The sequence below is a fragment of the Dokdonia donghaensis DSW-1 genome (assembly GCF_001653755.1).
Lineage (GTDB): Bacteria > Bacteroidota > Bacteroidia > Flavobacteriales > Flavobacteriaceae > Dokdonia > Dokdonia donghaensis.
In genome coordinates this window covers 500,157-516,288 of sequence record NZ_CP015125.1, presented here as the reverse complement: position 1 = coordinate 516,288, position 16,132 = coordinate 500,157, and the positions used below count along the sequence as shown (strand labels likewise).

Annotated in this window: 11 protein-coding genes; 4 read left to right on the top strand and 7 right to left on the bottom strand. The window is 38.7% G+C overall.

The features are described from left to right. Window positions 1–16 precede the first annotated feature (16 nt). Genes I597_RS02115 through I597_RS02105 form a run of 3 tightly spaced genes read right to left on the bottom strand, consistent with a single transcriptional unit; the run spans window position 17 to window position 3,276 of the window. Complete coding sequence (locus I597_RS02115) at window positions 17–679, bottom strand: HAD family hydrolase (RefSeq protein WP_035325930.1); 663 nt, start codon at window positions 677–679, stop codon at window positions 17–19. Continuing rightward, a complete protein-coding gene (locus I597_RS02110) occupies window positions 676–1,365 on the bottom strand; it encodes a 3'-5' exonuclease (RefSeq protein WP_035325929.1) in 690 nt (229 codons plus the stop codon). Before I597_RS02110 ends, I597_RS02115 begins: the two co-directional genes overlap by 4 nt. After that, a complete protein-coding gene (locus tag I597_RS02105) occupies window positions 1,366–3,276 on the bottom strand; it encodes a DUF294 nucleotidyltransferase-like domain-containing protein (RefSeq protein WP_035325927.1) in 1,911 nt (636 codons plus the stop codon). Between the two features lie 93 nt (window positions 3,277–3,369). Between I597_RS02105 and I597_RS02100 the strand changes: the two genes are divergently transcribed. After that, window positions 3,370–4,149 carry a nitrilase family protein gene (locus I597_RS02100; protein ID WP_035325925.1) on the top strand — a complete coding sequence of 260 codons (780 nt, stop codon included), beginning with the start codon at window positions 3,370–3,372 and terminating at the stop codon, window positions 4,147–4,149. Here the strand turns inward: I597_RS02100 and I597_RS02095 are convergent. Then, entirely contained in the window at window positions 4,136–5,776 is a 1,641-nt protein-coding gene (locus I597_RS02095) for an Ig-like domain-containing domain (protein WP_063613092.1), read from the bottom strand. The genes I597_RS02100 and I597_RS02095 overlap by 14 nt on opposite strands. A gap of 65 nt (window positions 5,777–5,841) precedes the next feature. Further along, the gene (locus I597_RS02090) at window positions 5,842–6,444 is read right to left on the bottom strand and encodes a ComF family protein (protein ID WP_316931558.1); all 603 of its coding nucleotides are present in this window, start codon (window positions 6,442–6,444) and stop codon (window positions 5,842–5,844) included. A gap of 131 nt (window positions 6,445–6,575) precedes the next feature. Between I597_RS02090 and I597_RS02085 the strand changes: the two genes are divergently transcribed. From I597_RS02085 to I597_RS02075, 3 genes are all read left to right on the top strand, one after another. Continuing rightward, window positions 6,576–7,457, top strand: coding sequence for a hypothetical protein (locus tag I597_RS02085; RefSeq protein ID WP_035325924.1), 882 nt, complete (start codon window positions 6,576–6,578; stop codon window positions 7,455–7,457). Window positions 7,458–7,621: 164 nt separating this feature from the next. Next, entirely contained in the window at window positions 7,622–9,157 is a 1,536-nt protein-coding gene (locus I597_RS02080; RefSeq protein ID WP_035325922.1) for a glycine--tRNA ligase, read from the top strand. 122 nt (window positions 9,158–9,279) lie between these two features. Continuing rightward, the gene (locus tag I597_RS02075; RefSeq protein WP_052111826.1) at window positions 9,280–12,237 is read left to right on the top strand and encodes a GEVED domain-containing protein; all 2,958 of its coding nucleotides are present in this window, start codon (window positions 9,280–9,282) and stop codon (window positions 12,235–12,237) included. Between the two features lie 70 nt (window positions 12,238–12,307). Here I597_RS02075 and I597_RS02070 read toward each other — a convergent pair whose 3' ends face one another. Together I597_RS02070 and I597_RS02065 are read right to left on the bottom strand one after the other, a co-directional pair. Continuing rightward, window positions 12,308–12,652 (bottom strand): hypothetical protein, encoded by a 345-nt coding sequence (locus tag I597_RS02070; protein WP_035325921.1) that lies wholly within the window; start codon window positions 12,650–12,652, stop codon window positions 12,308–12,310. Between the two features lie 38 nt (window positions 12,653–12,690). Next, window positions 12,691–16,116 (bottom strand): hypothetical protein, encoded by a 3,426-nt coding sequence (locus I597_RS02065; RefSeq protein WP_035325919.1) that lies wholly within the window; start codon window positions 16,114–16,116, stop codon window positions 12,691–12,693. Window positions 16,117–16,132: the final 16 nt, after the last annotated feature.

The following is a 16,132-nucleotide window of genomic DNA, read 5'->3' as shown; positions in this document are numbered from 1 at the left end:
CCCACACATTTTTAATCTATCCAAATTGCGAGAGGTCAAAATTTGCATAGTCTTTTACCCAATGCGTGCATCCATTTTTAAACATTGCGTCTTTGTTTTTTATGCCTATGCCTAAAAAGTCTATCTCAAGATCTTGTGCAGCTTTGAGATCCCAGAGACCATCGCCCACAGCAATGATGCGCTCAAAACTAGAGTGACCATAATGTGCCTTAGACTTCTCTATGGCTTCTTTTACAAAACCTACTCGTGATACATTTTCTAGCGAGGTAGCGAGTACTTCTGGTATAAATGGCACACCAGAGCCTTCCATCTTTACCACTGTTGCTTTTGGGAAAGCTCCCGTACCATATGCAAAAGGAATTTTTTCGTTTATGAGAATCTCAAGCAATGTTGTAGCACCTTTTATCTCTGGAACAGAAGGATGTTTTATGAGCTCTTCTCCCAAGAGAGTGTCTAGTGTGTACCGTAAATCTTGTGGTGCTTTCTTGCCAAAATTGCGCTCATAATTATACTCTAGTGCATAGCGGTCTGTATGATGCAGGTAGTTATCATAGTCTGTATCTATATCTTTAAGACCTATATCTGCAAGTACTTTGGTTATTACGGGTAAATAGGTTGGTATGCTGTCTGTAAGTGTACCGTCTATGTCAAATACAATAAGTGTGTCTTGATTAATCATCTAAAAAGGTGTTTTAATTTCATCTCGCCATCGCTGTTGAGTTTATGAACAATTTTTATAAAAGCAAGCGCCGTGATTAAAGAGTCTCCTGCTGCGGTATGCCTGTCGTGTAGTGGTATTTTAAGCGCTTCGGCAAGCTCATCTAGGGTGTAGCGTTTGTCTTGTAGAGGTCTGTTTACTGGGTGTACTAGTCTCTTGTATAAAATCTCTGTATCGAGTTGTCTGTTTTTTAGCCTGCCTAGCCCAGCTCTTTTAAGTGATTGATTTACCACTGCTACGTCAAAGCCTACGTGATGCCCTACCAGAATATCTGTGCCTATAAAATCTAGACACTGGGCAATGGCTTCTTCTTCATTTACCTTGAGGTAATTGCCTTGTTTTAAAATGCCGTGTATTTGTGCGCTGTCTGGATTGTAAAAGTCTTGTTTTAAAAACAGCTCGAGCGTGTCTGCCGCAATAACTTGATTACCTACCACAGCAACACCACCTAGGGAAAGAATGCGATCTTTTTTATAATCTAAACCCGTGGTCTCTGTGTCAAAAACGACAAACCGCGTATTCTGTAATTCTCTGCTACCTACGGTTTTTTTAAAGAAGCGTTTTTCCTTTTTTTCTTTCGCGAAAGCGTCAAGATACTTTATCCAAAACTCTGGTTGTGAGTCATTATTTTTTGAGAATAAGGACATCTAGCTTAAGTTTTGAGTTTGAAATCGCACACGTAGTACTTCTTGCACATCCCGTAAAGGTTTAAAACATCTCTTGAGTTTAAGTCTATCAGATTTTGATAATGACTCTAGTTGTATAAAGCGGCCGCTATCTCCGTTTTTTAAACCTTGTTGTACTCTAAATTTAAGTAGTGCTTTAAATGCATAAGCACAACTTTCATATAACTCGCGGTTTTCTGGTTCTAGCATTGCGAGTTGCTCGTATCTAGTAGAAGTTCTATTTACATTTTTTAGACCGTGATATAGAGAAAGTACTCTTGCCGCACCTATAAGAGGTGCCATTGCTCTGTTTTTTATATCAAATTCATCTTTATGAGCTCCATCACTTTCTACCAGAAAGTTTCTGAAAAAACTCACCGGCGGCGGATTTTTAAGCGCATCTTTTGCCATAAATCGATAAAAAATGGAGCTGTCGCCTAGTAAACTGTAAATATGAGTAGTGAGTTCGTTAACGAGTTGCTGGCTTCCAAAGGTACGCCTGTAATCAAAAAAGATACCCGAGAGTAGCATACTCTCTGGTGAGGGGTCATATATCCAGCCTTTAAATTTTTCTTTCCACTCACTTATGGGTAAACAATACAAAGGGTTGCTCCCCATCATATCTGCAGGGCAATAATCATAGCCTATTTTATGCAGGCGTTTGTTCATACGGTTTGCCAGTCTTAAGAAATAGGCTTTTGTGGCTTCCTCCTTTTCTGCGGGGACATTTTGATAAACAAGGGCATTATCTTGATCTGTATATAACAGCTGTTCTTCCCTGCCTTGACTCCCTAAAGCTAGCCAAGTAAAAGGCACTGGAGGTGGTTCGCTCATTTTGGCTAGTGAGAGTTCCATCGTGCGATATATGAGAGCACCTTTAAGCTCAGAGAAGATATTGAGTATGTGCGATAGTGGTAAGCCTTGGTTAAGGTAGTTGGTAAGTATTACTGTTGCTTTCTCCCAAGACATACGTAGGAGTTTAGTCTTTTCTACTCTTTTGATTTCTTTAATAAGCTCTGCGGGACTATTACCAAATGAAACTACAATATCGTGCTTGCTTAGTATCCCTATTATAGCGCTTCTATCTGTTCCATCTTTTGTAATTACGAGATGATTTACTCCGTACTTTATAAGCATAAGCTGCGCCTGCCCTACCGTTATATCTCCAGGAGCGCACACCACGGGATGAATCATTATATTCTTTGTAAGTGTGCTTGTAGTGTCTGTACCACTTGCAATGGCGTTGCGCAGTTCCCTATTAGTCAAAATCCCAACAGGTAGCTCGTTGCTAGTTACAACCAGACTACCTATCCTGCTAGATTGCATAAGTTGTGCTGCCTCTTGCACAGTAGCACTTGGGTCACAGCTTATTACATTCTTACTGTAGTTTGCTTGTTGCAAGCCTAGCAAGTCTTGATTGCGATCGGGCTCATAGGTGTTAAGTAAGGATCCGTTTTGTTGTAAGGTGTAGGGGTCCTTTATGTTTGAAGCAAAGCTGGCGATGAGGTAATTTGAGATGGCTTTGTTCGCTTTCGCGAAAGCGGAAAACGCTTCTACCGGTATCGTATAGATAATAGTTTCCTCATTTGCCGTTGCTGTCGTACGGTAGGTGTTCTCACTTGTTACTTTAAGGCCAAATAAATCTCCCTCATCACAAATGTCTACCACCTTTGTCTTATTACCAGAAGGTCTGGTGAGTTTTATGGCGCCTTGCTGAACGATATAAAAGCGATCACTATAAAGCTCGTCTCGAGAAAAAAGAATCTGATCTTTATCTAGATAGAGCACAGTTGCCAGTGTAGATATTTTAAAGAGATCATCACTCGCCATAAACTGAAAAGGCGGGAACTGCTTTAAAAAATCATATATACGTGTTGCGATTGTGTTTTGCATAGACAGTGCGATGGTACGTAAAGATAATAATGAGTTGCTAGCTTTTATAATAGTACGGTGGTTTTATATAGGCATACGTTTTATCTTTATGCTATGGAAAGAGATCAACTTAATGTGGCAATGATACAGAGCGATTTAATCTGGGAGCAACCCGCTCAAAATCGCTTAGCCTTTGAAAAGCACTTTACACAATTAACAGAAAACTGTGATCTCGCCATCTTGCCAGAAATGTTTACAACCGGTTTCTCTATGAATCCAGGACCTCTAGCAGAGACTATGGATGGCATCACAGTACAGTGGATGAAAGCACAGGCAAAAAAATATAAAACGGCTATTTGTGGTAGTCTCATTATAGAGGAAAACGATTTATACTATAATCGTTTTGTATTTGTAACTCCAGAGGGTACGGTAGATTATTACAATAAAAGGCACACTTTTAATATGGCAGGCGAGGGTGAAAAATATCAAGCTGGTGATGCCCCCATCACTGTGACCTACCTAGGGTGGAAAATACTATTGCAAGTTTGTTACGATTTGAGATTTCCTGTGTTTGCAAGAAATACCTCAGGCTATGATGTGGTCTTATATGTGGCAAACTGGCCAGAGGCTAGAGTAGGAGCGTGGGATACTTTATTACAAGCGCGCGCTATAGAAAATATGGCCTATGCCATAGGTGTAAATCGAGTAGGTACAGATGCAAATAATCTCAATTATGTAGGTCACACCGCTGCATATGATGTGCTGGGCAAAACTATGGCTATTGCAAGAGTTGAAGAGAAGGTAGTGCTTGCTACGCTTTCAAAAAATCACATTAAAGAGACAAGAGCAAAGTTGCCGTTTCTTCAAGACAAAGATGTATTTACTCTGGGGTAGGAATTTCTTGTGGCTGTTTTTTAGGAAGTAGCTCAAATCGCTCCTTTGCAAACCAGCTAGGCCTCACCTCTATCTCACCAGGGTAGTTAATTATAATTTCTGGCTGTCTCTTTAGTAAGAAGTTACCAGAGTCAAAGACTTTATTGTTATTTGCATCTTCTACAAGGCGCACTTTATACTTACCAGGTTTGAGAAGCTTAAACTCAAATACCGTTTCTTTTGAACTAAAGCGCTCTTCTACCACGTTTTCTTGACTATCTAGCAACTGTATAATAAATGGGAATGCTTGTGCATTTACTAGTGTGAGCTCTATATCACCGTAATCACCTATTTCCTTAGTTTGGGCTTTGTAGCGCAAGGTGTCATTCTTTTGTCCAAAGTAATCTATAATCGCATTTGGTAAGACCGTAATACTATATCTCGTTTTTTCTTCCTTTTTGAAGTCAAAATCAATAGCTGTACTATTCTCTACAAGGGCGTAGTCAAACTCTATTTCTGTAGAGTCTTTTATAACGGTAATAAGCTCTTTGTTTATGCTATCTATAGGGATATTACTCTGTATACGATAAGCTTTATTAAATAAAACTACATTTCGGTACTTAGATGAAAATGAGAGCGAGTCTAACCTTGGTTTTCTTATACGTGCTTGTAAGGTGTCTGAGTATCCAGGAGCAGTAGCGTTAAATATAAGAGAGTCTATTGCCAGCTTAGGCTTGTACCAGTAGTAAAGGGTGTCTTCACCTTTTTTAGTAATTTTTGAGGTGTGCTTGTCTCCTGCATCTGTTAGAAGATTAATAGCAATACTATCTCTATATCCCGTGGTTCCAAAGGCTATTCTACCTTCTGCTGCGTGCTTAGGTCTTGAGACTTTATAAGCAGGGGCCTCTGTAAATAACTTTAAAGTATAAGAAGAGTCTGTAGGAACATTAATAAACTCTTCTACAAAGGCAATTTTATCCTTTTTAGGCTGGAAGGTATAGTTTGCATCCTCATCTTTGAGACCTATAAGCGCATACTTTCCAGGCTTGAGGTAGTCTAGTGTAAAAGTGTCTAAACTATCTAGCGTATTAGTAACATATAGAGGAGGTTTGTTATAAACCGTTGATTCTGTATAAGTACTATCTGCTTCGTAAAGCATTACAGTTACAAAATTGTCTGGCTTTTCTGCCACTGCATCTATAATTTTTCCAGATACTTTAAGGCTATCTATATAGTCTCCAGTAGACATCACATATTTAAATGATGGGAAAGGGTTTCCTTCATTATTATCTACAATACTTAGTCCAAAGTTAAATACATAAGTTGTGTTAGGGGCTAGCGTATCTTGAATGTCAATTTTGATATATTTTGAAGCAGATCCCTGCGGTGAGATGACTCTGTTTACAATAGGAGGCGAGATGATAAGCTGCTTGCGCAAGTCTTTGAGTTTTACATATTCATCAAAGTAGATGCGTATCTCATCTCCATCAAAGTTGGTTGTAAAGTTAGGAGGCGTCGCTTTTACAAACACAGGAGGTAGGCTATCCATAGGTCCTCCATCTGGTGAGCCGCGTTTTGCACAATTTACCAGAGTGAGTGCCATACCCACAATTACAAGAGCAAAAACGGTTGCTCTTTTTAAGTTCATAAAATACCAAGGGTTATCTCTCATCTATTTGCAAAGAAACAATTAATTTACCCAAAACGAAATACCTATTGCGCTATTGCCATAACCGCAATACTTAACTTAATATTAGGGATTTCAAGCAGCTGCAATGCGCAGGCCTCCAGCGTGGCTCCCGTAGTGAGTATGTCATCACATAGTAAAATATGTTTTCCTTCTAGAGAGTTGTCTATCGCCACGGTAAAAGCATCAAGTATCTCGTCACTGCGAGTAAAACGGCCCTTAAAAACTTGAGTCTTCGTGTTTTTAGACTTTATAAGCACATCATCTCTATATGTAGCAGTAAGTGACGTTGCAAGTGCTTTACCAAAACCGGCTACTTGATTGTACCCTCTCGTTTTCTTCTTTTTAGGGTGTATAGGTACGGGTACTATACAATCTATTTCTTTATAGTTGTCAAGAATAGCAAGGTCTGCACCTAGCCAGTTGCCTAAAAAATTGCTTATGTTTTTGTGACCTCTATACTTTAAATTATGTAAGAGTTCTTGTACGGGACCTTTTTTCTCAAAATAAAATAAGGCTGTCGCTTCTTCTAGATTGAGACGTCCGTAAAATACTTTTTTTATTGCAGGGTCGTTGTACCTATGGAAATCTGTAAGAGGGAGTGTATGTCTACATTGTGTGCAAATCATATTTTCTGCTTCAAGAAGCTCATTGTCGCAAGATTTACAACTTTCAGGAAAAAACAGAGATCGTAAAGATTGTAGCAAGGTTTTACTTTTTTTTTCTAATTTAACGCCTTTGAGCGAATAATAGACCATCTATGCGTACTAAAAGTACCAATAATACTTTACTAATTCTTGTTATACTACTATGTCTAGTTGTCGCTGGGTTAGGGTATTATACGTATGATTTTCAAAGTGAGGTTCAAAAGAGAGAAGCACAATTACTCACAGAGAAAGCACAAATAGCTACGCAACTTGAGCAAGAAATATCAAAATATAGCACACTGCTAGAAGAACGTGATGCGTTAAAAGCAAACCTCAAACAAGCACAAGTAAGACTTATAGAGCTCAAAAAGACACTTCAAGGAGAAGATGTTACTAGGTCAAAGATGCGACAATTTCAGCTCGAGATACAAAAACTACGTAGGGAGCGCGAGTACTTTATTACCGAAAATGACAGCCTTACCCTAGAAACCAAAAGGCTGGCAACACTCCAGCAAGAGACACAAAAAGCACTAGATGATGCAAAAAAGTCTCAAGACAGTATTCAAAAATCTAATAGAGAGCTTGCAGACAGGCTCACACAAGGAGCAAAGCTCACCGTGAGTAACCTCGCTGCACGCGGCGTTATACAACGCAACAGTGGTAAATTTGTAATCACCTCTCGCGCCAGTCGTGTAGAGATGATACAGGTATGTTTTACGGTAAATGATAATCAACTGGCAGTAGCAGGTGATAAAATCTTTTATGTGCAAGTTCTTAACGAGCAAGGTAAAATGCTAGGTGTAGAGCGATCAGAAAAGTGGCCTAGTGGAGAAGAGATTGTGTACAATACAAAAACTAAAATCCCTTACTCAAATAAGGCCTATACCATATGCGAGCTAGTGCTTCCCGTACAGCAAATAGATAGAGGTGCATATACTGTGCGCATTTTCCACGATCAAGCAATGTTGCTCTCTACAACCCTTACCTTAAAATAGGTTGCTTGCAATTTCCATAACTACAGATGGATTGCTATTTTTACGCCTAGTTAAATAAGTAAATATTACTCTCAATTATTGAGATTTAAAGGGTTTTTATTACGCTTTCGCGAAAGCGGAAACAGCTCCACATAAATCATCAGTATCATAACCATCTACATACTATGGCTCAACAAGACGATCAATTTAAAAAAGTAATCTCCCACGCAAAGGAATATGGCTACGTTTTTCAAAGTAGCGAAATATATGACGGATTAAGTGCTGTTTATGATTACGGTCAAAACGGTGTAGAGTTAAAGAAAAATATACGTGATTACTGGTGGAAATCTATGGTGCAAATGCACGATAATATAGTGGGTCTTGACGCGGCAATCTTTATGCATCCTACTACCTGGAAAGCCTCTGGTCACGTAGACGCTTTTAGTGATCCGTTAATAGATAATAAGGATTCAAAAAAACGTTACAGAGCAGATGTGCTGGTAGAAGACTACTGCCTTAAGATTGAAACAAAAATCGAAAAGGAAGTAAAAAAGGCTCAAAAGCGTTTTGGGGATGCGTTTAATAAAGAAGAGTTTGTAAGCACAAACCCACGTGTACTTGGGTATCAAGAAAAGATAGATACGATTTTATCTCGCCTAGGTAAGTCACTAGAAAAAGAAGACCTGGCAGACGTAAAACTGCTCATAGAAGAGTTAGAAATAGGTTGCCCACTAAGCGGTAGTAAAAACTGGACAGATGTAAAACAGTTTAACCTTATGTTTGGAACTAAGCTAGGTGCTAGTGCAGAGAGCGCTATGGATCTTTACTTGCGACCAGAAACTGCTCAAGGTATTTTTGTAAACTTCTTAAACGTTCAGAAAACGGGACGTATGAAGATTCCTTTTGGAATTGCACAAACGGGTAAGGCTTTTAGAAATGAGATTGTTGCAAGACAGTTTATCTTTAGAATGCGAGAGTTTGAGCAAATGGAGATGCAATTTTTTATAAAACCTGGAACACAAGGGGAGTGGTATAAACACTGGAAAGAAGCCAGAATGAAGTGGCACTTATCTCTAGGTATGGGAGAGGATAATTACCGTTTTCACGATCACGAGAAGCTGGCTCACTATGCAGATGCTGCGGCAGATATTGAGTTTAAATTCCCTTTTGGGTTTAAAGAGCTAGAGGGTATACACTCTCGCACAGATTTTGACCTTAAGGCACACGAAGAGCACTCTGGTAAAAAGCTACAATATTTTGATCACGAAGATAATGCGAGTTATACTCCTTATGTTTTAGAAACCTCAATAGGTCTTGATCGTATGTTTCTAGCTGTATTTTCTAATTCGCTGGTTGAAGAAGAGTTAGAAAACAACACAACAAGAACAGTACTTAAATTACCTGCTGTACTTGCGCCTATAAAAGCAGCTGTATTTCCGCTTGTAAAGAAAGATGGCTTACCAGAGGTAGCAAAGCAAATTATAGATGATCTTAAGTATGACTTTAATGTATTTTATGATGAAAAAGATGCTGTAGGTAAGCGTTACAGAAGACAAGACGCAAACGGAACTCCTTTCTGTATCACTGTTGATCACGACACGCTAGAAGATAAAATGGTGACCATACGCCACAGAGATACGATGGAACAAAAGCGTGTTCTTATCACAGACCTCGCAGCAATAATTGATAAGGAAGTAAATTTTAAGCACTGGATAGCATAGTGTTTATTATGCATACATTGTTAAAACGCCCATTTAATGGGCGTTTTTTTATGCTTTAAGGTGTGTTTTTGTTATTTTTAGGAATTATTTAACAAATTATTTATATAACCAAAAACTACACAATGAAAAAAATTAACCTTCTGTTGTGCATTGCACTCTTAGCCTTTGGCTTTGGAGTTTCTGCTCAGCAAGTGGAGCCAGTTGGCCCCTTTAGCGTTACCACTGCTGCTACTGTAACCCAAATGCCTTCTATAGCGTCACGCTCAGAACTTATTCCTTCTGTTGATAAGCCAGGGCCTGTCCAAGATGGACGTGCGTCTAAATATGAAATAGTGCCAGGCAAAGGATCTACAGGAGACGATGTTCTTGCTCAAAGCCAGCATAGAAGTACAAACACGATACAAGGTAGAACACCAAGTCTCGTGCTAGAAACGGCACTTTCTAACTCACAACCTACAGACCCGTCTGGAGCAGTAGGTCCAAATCATTATTTTGCTGTATTTAATACAGGATTTAGGATTTTTGACAAAGATGGGACACCATTAACAGCACAATTAGGAACAGGCAATATATTTCCTGCTTCTGGATGTTGTGATCTTACTGTGTCATATGATAACCTTGCAGATCGCTGGGTTGTTTCATTTTTAGGAGGAGGTGTACAAGTAGCAATCTCAAATGGACCAGATCCAGTTACCTCTGAATGGACCGTTTATAACTTCCCAAACATTTCAGATTATAATAAATTATCAGTTTGGAGAGATGGGTATTATGTGACTGAAAATACTGGAGGCTCAACTAAGCTATGGGTTCTTGAGAGAGCCTTCTTAGGAGATGGAACTCCAGATCCCGCTGCACAGATGGCTGGTTTTGAACTGCCAGGCATTGTAACTAGTGGTTTCCATAGTCCGCAAGCACTTAATATTACAGATGATAATCACCCTACAACAGGAGGATGCCCTATTGTATATCTTCAAGATGACGCTTGGGGCGGTGTTACAACAGATCACGTAAAACTATGGGAGGCGACAATGGACTGGGATACGCCAGCAAATTCTACAGTTTCGGCTCCATTAGAAATATCAACCGCTCCTTTTATATCTGTATTTGATAATGGGTCATTTGCAAACCTAACACAGCCTGGAGGTCAAGATATTGATGCTTTACAAGCTACAATTATGAATCAAGCACAATTTAGAAAATTTGGAGACCACAATTCAGCGGTATTTAACTTTGTAGTAGATACAGATGGTAGTGCTGCAGAGCTAGCTGGTATAAGATGGATTGAGCTTAGACAAGATAGTGATGGTGGTGCTTGGTCTTTATTCCAAGAAGGAACTTATACGGCTCCAGACGGAAAACACGCTTGGCACGGTAGTATGGCTATGGACTCTCAAGGAAATATAGGTTTAGGGTATACAGCTATGGCAGGACCAGACACACCTACAGATGGAAGTGTGGACTTAGTATTAAGTTCATATTATACAGGAAGATATGCTGCAGATGCTCCAGGTACAATGAGTGTTGAAGAAACACTAATAGCAAAAGGATCAGGAAATATACCTGGGTCTGAACGTTATGGAGATTACGGAAAGATGGATGTAGATCCAGTAAACGGTAAAGAATTTTGGTTCTTAAATGAATATGTAGGAGCGAACGGACGTGCTAATGTATTGGGTGTTTTTCAAATTGCACCTAACTTTCCAAATGATCTAGGAGTAACTAGTATTGATACACCGGTAACGGGTACACTAACAGCAACTGAAGACGTTACTGTAACTATTTTTAACTTTGGCGAAAATGATGAATCAGGGTTTGATGTAACTTATCAAATAGATGGAGGAGCTTTAGTGACAGAGGCATTTACCGGAACAATTGCATCTGCTACTTCGGCTACATTTACTTTTGCAACCCAAGCAGATTTATCTGCAGTAGGTCAAACGTATTCTATCGTAGCTTCTACATCATTTGCAGCAGATGAAGATAACTCAAATGATTCTACTACTAAAGAGGTGACTCATCTTAATCCGGTAGATACTGGTGTTATAGCTATTACAACGCCAGAGTCAGGTTCAGGATTGTCGGATGCAGAAGTTGTAACGGTAACTATACAAAACTTTGGAGGAGAAACACAAACTTCAATACCAGTGTTTTATACCTTAGATGGTGGAGCTGCAGTACAAGAGACTTTTTCTGGATCTATAGCGAGTGGTGAAACAACAACATATGCTTTTACTGCTACAATAGACCTTTCAGAACTTGGAGATTATACAATAGTTGCTGGTACTGAGATGGCTGCTGATGCAGATGAGACTAATGATGACTTTACATTTGAAGTAAGTAACTTTATATGTCAACCAGAATCTGATTGTGATGGTTTCAATGATGGTGTAACACAATTTCAGTGGGCAGATCAAGATATTGCTGTAGATTGTAGTGCAACTTCTGTAGGTTACAGTGATAATTCTGATATTGTATTTAATATCATATTAGAAGAAAATCCATTTGTAGGTACCTTACAAATGGGGTTTGCCGATTCTATTTATGCACTTTGGATAGATTTTAATGATAATAATGCTTTTGAAGATGATGAGCTTATCTCAAGTGAGCAAGTAGCAACAGCAAATTCAGATTTTGAATTTACTGTTGATTTTAACGATTTTCCAGCATTAACAACGGGAATGCATAAAATGCGTTTGCGTGGCGAAGATGAAAGTACAGCAGGAGATGTGACAGACCCTTGTGGTGACTTAGCATTTGGAAGAACAAATGATTTCACGGTTAATATAAGCGGGATGCTGTTAGGACTTCAAGACGAAGAATTTGCACAGGCAGATTTTACTATTGTTGAATCATCAAAGAATAATTTTGACATCAACTTTATTACAAGCTATGAAGAGCTAGCTGGCCTAAGAGTTTACAATATGCTAGGTCAAGAAATTCTTTATTATAATATGACTAAGCAGGGTGACCGTTACACGTATAACCTTGATATGAATTATGTATCTAAAGGTGTTTACATTGTTCAAGTAGGAACAATTGACGGAACATCTGTTAGAACTCAAAAATTAGTAGTAAAATAAGCTAGTAATTTTTAATTATTAAAAAAGCCCCATTGTTTTTACAATGGGGCTTTTAAATTTAATGTTAAGATTACTCTCTTAACTTTATTTCACTTATCGCTACAGGACTCGCCTTGTCACAACGTTGCATACGTCTTTGTGGTAAAAACTTGATCCATACGGTAGCACCGTCTTTCATAAAATCTTTATCTATAGCCATAGGGTCTAAAAAGCGACCGTCTTTAAGCTTTATCGTCCACTCACAATCACCTTCTGCCTTAGATTGTACAATTGTTCCAGATGTGTATCCTGTAGTATCAAATGACATAGTAGTTTCTTCTTTTGCTTTTTCCTCAGTAGTAGCTTTTTGACCGCAGCTCGCGAGCATAAGCCCTGTCACTAAGATAATACCGGTAATAAATAGCTTCTTTTTCATAAATAGGTTGTTTTTAGTGCTTTAAATATCGTAAAAAATTAGAAGAACGCTTTTATCTGTATGTTACCAGTGTGAATTGTTCTAGTTTCTTCACTCTTTCTTCCAAAGTAAGAGACATTAAGATCTAAAAACTTCGTAATTCTTTTTTGTGCGATTACATTCCACGTAAAATTTGATCCTGGCTGTAGTCCTTCTAAAATTTGATAGGCTACCGGACTAAATGCGCTTCCGCGAAAATCATTATTTATAAATCTCATCTCACCCGAAACAGATATCTTTTCAAAATCTGCTAGTGCAAATGAGATGCCAAGATTTTGCTGATCTAATCTTTCTTGTCCCTCGCTCTGGTTTTCTTTGTTTTGAAATTCATAAAACAATGATACCCTAGATTGCTTTCCAAAAAGGTATGACACCTTAGGATTAAAGCCACTATTATCAATGTCAAAGTTACGAGAAACAAAATTTTCGGCGATACTCTGTGTACTTCCCACGCTACTTTTAAAATTAAAAAGCCAGCTCTCCTTAATCTTATGTAAAAAGTTAAGTTGATGTGTGAGTAATTTCCCTTCTTGCAACCCGGTAGAAAGTAATGTTTTTGAGGTGTTAGATAAAAAACTATATGAGGTGGTATACCGCTGTTTACCTCTGTTAAAGAATAGCGTGTTTCTCAAGTTTATGGTGGCACCTATCTCGTTTTCATCTTCGTTAAATGGGTTCAGACTAAAATCGTTAGAAAGGCGCAACACCTTTTTGTCAAGTATATAACTCGTCTGGTTATAAAAATGTGACAAGAATTTTTTAATACCCTTCTGTCCAGACCACTGGCCTGGCTGCAGTGTGAGTTGCTGGCTTAACCTGTTTTGATGTGTTCTTACAAAAACCTGATTGGGTAATAAAACTCGTACATAATCTGCCTCATCTTGAAACTGTGCAATCTCAAACTCATCTAGCTCTTGCACACCATCAGCATTATAATCATTCCAGGTGTGTGTGCCTTGTCCCTCATCTACCTGTATATAGGTAAATTCTTGTTGAGGTTGGGTGCCACTATTTGTTTCATAAACAGTGTTTAACCTAACGATATCATTTGCAAATCGCTGGTCATAAAGTAATCGTGAGTTAAGTGAGTTTTCACTCTCTCGCTGGTCTGTGTATACGAGGTTTCTGTAGTTTACAAAGATGGACAGGTTTGTTTTATCGTTTTTAAGAAGCTGTGACTTTAGGTAATACGTTTTTGAAGTATTAACACGCTCTATTTTGTTAAGTCGTAAGCTGTCATTAGTACGGTATTTAAAACCTCCTTCTACATAAATATTTGTGCTGTCTCCTACACCTGTGTAGAGGGCATACTCATTAAAGCGCTGGCTATTTGGTGTGATAGAGTCATTACTTTTTGCAATACGTAAGTTATCTTCTAGTTGCAGAGAGCCGCCTACCCAGGCATTTTTTAAGTCATAAATAGTTCGTGCATTCACCCGTGTAAAGTTCGTACTGAGCAGTAAATCTTCTGTAGACAGGAGACTTGCGTTTGCGGTAGTTTTTAGACTTCCTAGTTGCCATCTACCTAAAAGACGATGGCGCAAACCGTTATAGTATCCATCAAAATGTAGATTTTGAAAAGTGTACGTAAGTGCGCCATTTTGTACATCTGTATAGTCAAGGCCTATTGTGCTATAATTTTGTGTACCTAGCAAGAGTCCATTTGCATTTGCTAGCGAATTTTCCAAATTCCAATCACGATTGAACTCCACATTATAAAGCCCCTCTACATTTATAAAGTCTTCTTGGATATAATCCCAATCTACAAATGCTTTGAGAAGCCTTGTGCTATCTTTTTTGATAAGCTGTTGATTTACATCAAGGTGTAAAGCATAGCCGTTATTATCACCATCATCTTGAGTAGAAAATGTGTTAGTGTCATTTTTACTCCCTGCAGCTTCAAAATTTATGATGGTCTTCTCAGATGGTGTATAACTACCGTTTACAACACCTAGTTGCAGTAACGTGGGTGAAAATAATTGTACTTCTGGTGCAAAAGACCCCTGTGGCACTCCATTTACTGGAGCTACGTACTCAAAGGTGCGTTGTAATGTGTTTGTAGTACTTAAAACATAGTCACCCTGGTTAACACCTACATTAGTAAATCGCACTTGAAAAAGGGACTCATCTGGGTCTGTGCTAAACTCAAAGACCTCTACACCATTTACTATAATCTGCCGGTATAGTATTTTATTAGTATCAAAGGTGTCGGGTACCGCGCTGGGTGCTACCATTTCGGCAGTGTTATCTCCTGCGGCTTCTAGAATGGCAACTTGTTCGGTGGTTAGGTTTTGTTGTAAAGGTTGGTTTTTTATGTCACTTTCAGAATATACGTGAGCAGCAATTTTTAGGTTATCGCTTTCGCGAAAGCTTCCTCCCGCATAGGCTAGCACACGTGTATATCTACGCTCAGAAAATTGATACTCTACATTAATACGCATCTCACTTGTGATGGGATATGTAGCGTTAAAACGTATTTCTCCAGCATTGTAATCTATCACATAATCTTCATTTTCTCCTCGTTGCAGCGGGATGCCATTTACATAAACTGTCTCGCTACCAGAGACCACGAGTACAAAAAGTTCGCCATTAGGCCCTGTGAGTTTATAAGGTCCTTGATTACCCTCTTGACCCGTAAATGTACTTTGTGTAAATACTCCACGCACGAGCGCTCCGGAGCCAAAAAGGTCTGTGCTTTTTGTTTCAGAATGATTTATAGTGCCGCCCAAAGCGAGCCCCTGAATCTTTTTTGTAAACTGCCCAAAGTAGGAATCTGTGTTTTGAAGATTTATATCTCCTGCTCTTATATTCCAATTGTCTGAAAAGAGCTCAATAAATATTTGATCAAATTCGTCCAGATTTTGAGAATACCCTCCTTGCTGGCTTGGGATGTTTGCATCTTGTAAAGAAGCGCGTAAAGTAACTTTCTCACTAAGCTTACCACTTATTTGTAAATCTAGTTCGGAGTTGAGCGTACTGTTTTGACTATTACCCACGGCGACTCCTCTTAAAATGCTTCCGCTCACGTTAAGACCAGAGAAGGGCAGAGCGCTATTTTTTCTTTTATCAACACCAAGGCTTACAAGTTTATCTAGAGCGCCAGTGCTTTCTACGATTTGACTTTTGTCAAATTTTGAGTAGCGGCGAGTGAGAAAATCTGGATACAGTTTGTATGTAATCTCTAGACTGTCTGGGAGTGTGGTTTTTTTCGCTTTAAGCGAAAGAATACTCTTAGCATAATCTATAGTGTAAAGAGAACTGTCTACTGTCTTACCCGTGAGTGATTTTATACTAAAAAGGGATGGATTAATACTTACAGAGTCTATTACAATAGTATCTCTAGTCGCAACTTTTACTGTACGAGTTTGTTGAGCCAGTAGCGTGCTGGTAAATAGAAAACATATGATGACGTAAAATAACCGCATTTATAGTAAAACTCCA